Consider the following 3,606-nt stretch of genomic DNA (forward strand, 5'->3'; position numbering starts at 1 on the left):
CGGCCAATTCAATTGCCATTTGCGCCATATAATTTCGCAATACATATTTCGGATTCACCAAATTTTGAAGTGTTTTTCGTTCTTTGTCTGAAAACCCTTCTTTATTTAAAAGTGTTAGATAGTGTGCAAACCAAAAATGCCAAGTTTCTAAAATAATACCTGTAACTTCTTCTGGTTTATAAAATGCGTCAGAAATTTTTACCACACAATCTTCCGCCGAATCTGTTTTTTCAATCTGATTTAAATTTCTAAAGAAAATCGTATAATCTGTTTCTGTTTGTTCTAAATTATATAGCAATTGTTGAATCAGATTTTCGTTTTCGTCATTTTTGGATGTAATTCCCAATTTTTTCAACATCATTTCTAAAAAATCTTCATCGTATTTTTTGGTATAATCATTCAGAATTTCTTCTAAAGGTTCCGCTTCAACAATTAACGGATAAAGTGCATTTGCTATTTGATATAAATTCCATAAAGCAATGTTAGATTGGTTGCCAAATCGGTATCTTTTACCTGCTGCATCGGTTGTATTGGGTGTCCAATTTGGATTGTAATCTTCAAGCCATCCGTAAGGTCCATAATCAATTGTTATACCGTGAATACTCATATTATCTGTATTCATTACTCCATGAACAAATCCTACACGTTGCCAATGCACTATCATTTCTCTTGTTTTCTCGGCAACAATTTTAAAAAATGCAATATATTTTTCTTTTCCTGAGGTTATAATTTCAGGATAATAATTTGTAATCGTATAATCAGCAAGTAATTTTAAATTTTCAATATCATTTTGAGACGACAATAATTCAAAACTTCCAAAACGTATAAAACTTGGTGCTATTCTGCATACAATTGCGCCTTTTTCTAACGCGGTATTACCATCATACATGACATCTCGAACCACTTCATCGCCAGTAGAAACTAAAGACAAAGAACGGGTAGTTGGCACACCCAAATGAAACATAGCTTCGCTACACAAATGTTCTCGAATAGACGATCGTAAAACCGCCAAACCATCAGCGCGTCTCGAGTAGGGTGTAGGCCCCGCACCTTTTAATTGTAAAGTAAATAGCTGATTGTTTTGTTCAATTTCGCCTAAAACTATAGCTCTGCCATCTCCAAGTTGTCCTGCCCAATTACCAAACTGATGTCCGGCATAGTTCATAGCAAATGGTTTCGAGTTTCCAATAATTTCTGCACCAGAAACCAAATTTAAAAACGATTCAGATTGTACAAAATCATCTGAAAAACCAATTAAATTCTGGACTTCTTTGGCAAGATGAAGTAATTTTGGACGACTTGGTGTTTTTGGTTTTACATAAGAAAAAGCGGCATTATTTACTTGACGCGTAAAGTTTTCTTCAATAGGATCTGAAGGCAAATTTGTGATAAACTTATGTAAAAATTGTATAGGCATGGGTTTTAAATAATTTACAAAGTTACAGAATAAAATTTTTATAAGATATTTAATAAAATGTATATTTGTATCAAATTTCATAGCATGATTGCAATAGAAACAAAATCTAAGTTGGAAATTTATTTTCAAAAGTTTAGAAAAGATATCATCGGTATTAACCAATCTTTTGTGTCGCCATTTGGGAAACAAAACATTGTTTATACAGATTGGACGGCAAGCGGAAGATTGTACCGACCAATTGAAGAAAAACTAATGAATACTTTTGGCCCTTTTGTGGCTAATACACATACAGAAACTTCTATTACAGGAACGGCTATGACTATGGCGTATCATGAAGCGCGTCATATTATAAAACACCATGTAAATGCAACCGACAACGATGTATTAATTACAGACGGAACCGGTATGACTGCCGTGGTAAATAAATTTCAACGTATTTTAGGTTTACGAATTCCTGAAAATTTAAAAGAGTATACTACCATTCCAAATGAAGTTAAACCAATTGTGTTTATTTCGCACATGGAACACCATTCTAATCAAACCTCTTGGTTAGAAACTATTGCAGACGTGGTAGTGATTCCTGCAGATGAAAACGGCTTGTTTTCTATAGATAATTTTACAAAATTAGTACATCAATATAAGGATAGAAGTTTTAAAATTGCTTCCATTACATCATGCTCTAACGTAACAGGAATTAAAACGCCGTATCATGAAGTGGCTAAAATTATGCATCAGAATAATGGTGTTTGCTTTGTTGATTTTGCCTGTTCAGGACCTTATGTGGATATAAATATGCATCCAGAAGATAAAGAAGCGTATTTAGATGCGATTTTCTTTTCGCCACATAAATTTTTAGGCGGACCTGGTTCTTGTGGTGTGATGATTTTTAATAAAGAATTGTATAAAAATAACATTCCTGATTGTCCGGGTGGTGGAACGGTTTCTTGGACCAACCCTTGGGGCGAACACCAATATATCGACAATATTGAAGATAGAGAAGATGGTGGAACACCAGGTTTCTTACAAGTGATCAAATCCGCACTTGCAATTCAGTTAAAAGAGAAAATGGGAGTGGCTTCTATTTTAGAAAGAGAACACGAATTGGTAGCTTACATTTTTGAACGATTAGCGCCAATTGAAAATATACATATTTTAGCCGCAGAACATAAAGATAGATTAGGGGTAATTTCATTTTACATTACCGATTTACACTTTAATTTAGGTGTAAAATTATTAAACGATAAATTCGGAATTCAAGTTCGTGGTGGTTGTAGTTGTGCTGGAACATACGGCCATTATTTACTAAATGTAAACGAAGAAACCTCAAATTCTATTACTTGCAGCATTAATCAAGGCGATTTGACAAATAAGCCAGGTTGGATTCGCATGTCAATTCATCCTACAACTACTACAGAAGAAATTCAGTTGGTTTGTGATGCAATTATTGATGTAGCAGAAAACTTCACCACTTGGCAAGAAGATTACGTGTATCATCCTACTAAAAACGATTTCAATCATAAAAATGATACTAGACCGGAAGTTGAAATGGTGAAAAGTTGGTTTGTTTAAACACATAGGAACATAGGAAAAACAGAAATAAGTTGAGTAGCTTAGCTAAATAAAGAAAACATAGATTGGTTTTTTTTTACTTTGCTACTTTGCTACTTTGCTACTTTGCTACTCTTCACTCTTCACTTTTGCCTTTTCACTTATCTCTTATGCTTCCAACGATTATGCGTCCATAAATAAAATTCAGGCGCGTCATAAATTTGTTGTTCTACTAATTTTAGGAAATTATCGGTGATTTCGTAATTTGGAAAATCTTTTGCATTACCGTCAGAAAGTACTTCAAAACTAGCTTCATAATACCCACGTTTTAGTTTCTTTGTTTTTAAGAAAATCACATTCATATCGTATTTTTTGGCTAACATTTCGCCACCCGTATGAACAGGAACTTCAACGCCCATAAATATTTTCCAATAATGCGTAGCACTTAATTTTGGTGATTGGTCACTCACTAATCCATACAAACTGTAATTTTTATTTCGGAAATTAGTGGCCATTGTAGGAATAGTTTCTTTACTATCGATTAAATGACTTTTAAACTTAGAACGAATTTTTCTTACTAATTTATCGAAATACGGATTGGCTAATTTTTTATAGACGCCATAACCCATAAAATGAATATG

General features: G+C 33.4%; 3 protein-coding genes. 1 reads left to right on the forward strand and 2 read right to left on the reverse strand.

Features of this window, described 5'->3' with window-relative positions; translation table 11 throughout:
- Positions 1-1,417: YdiU family protein (locus ACIQ2I_RS08525; protein WP_396181993.1), on the reverse strand; the 1,417-nt coding region annotated here is incomplete at its 3' end.
- 84 nt (positions 1,418-1,501) lie between these two features.
- Here ACIQ2I_RS08525 and ACIQ2I_RS08530 point away from each other — a divergent pair.
- Entirely contained in the window at positions 1,502-2,986 is a 1,485-nt protein-coding gene (locus ACIQ2I_RS08530; protein ID WP_396181994.1) for an aminotransferase class V-fold PLP-dependent enzyme, read from the forward strand.
- A gap of 140 nt (positions 2,987-3,126) precedes the next feature.
- Here ACIQ2I_RS08530 and ACIQ2I_RS08535 read toward each other — a convergent pair.
- Positions 3,127-3,606 (reverse strand): lysophospholipid acyltransferase family protein (locus ACIQ2I_RS08535; protein ID WP_396181995.1); only part of this gene is annotated, 480 nt, incomplete at its 5' end.

This window comes from Flavobacterium sp. (genome assembly GCF_044368995.1).
GTDB lineage: Bacteria > Bacteroidota > Bacteroidia > Flavobacteriales > Flavobacteriaceae > Flavobacterium.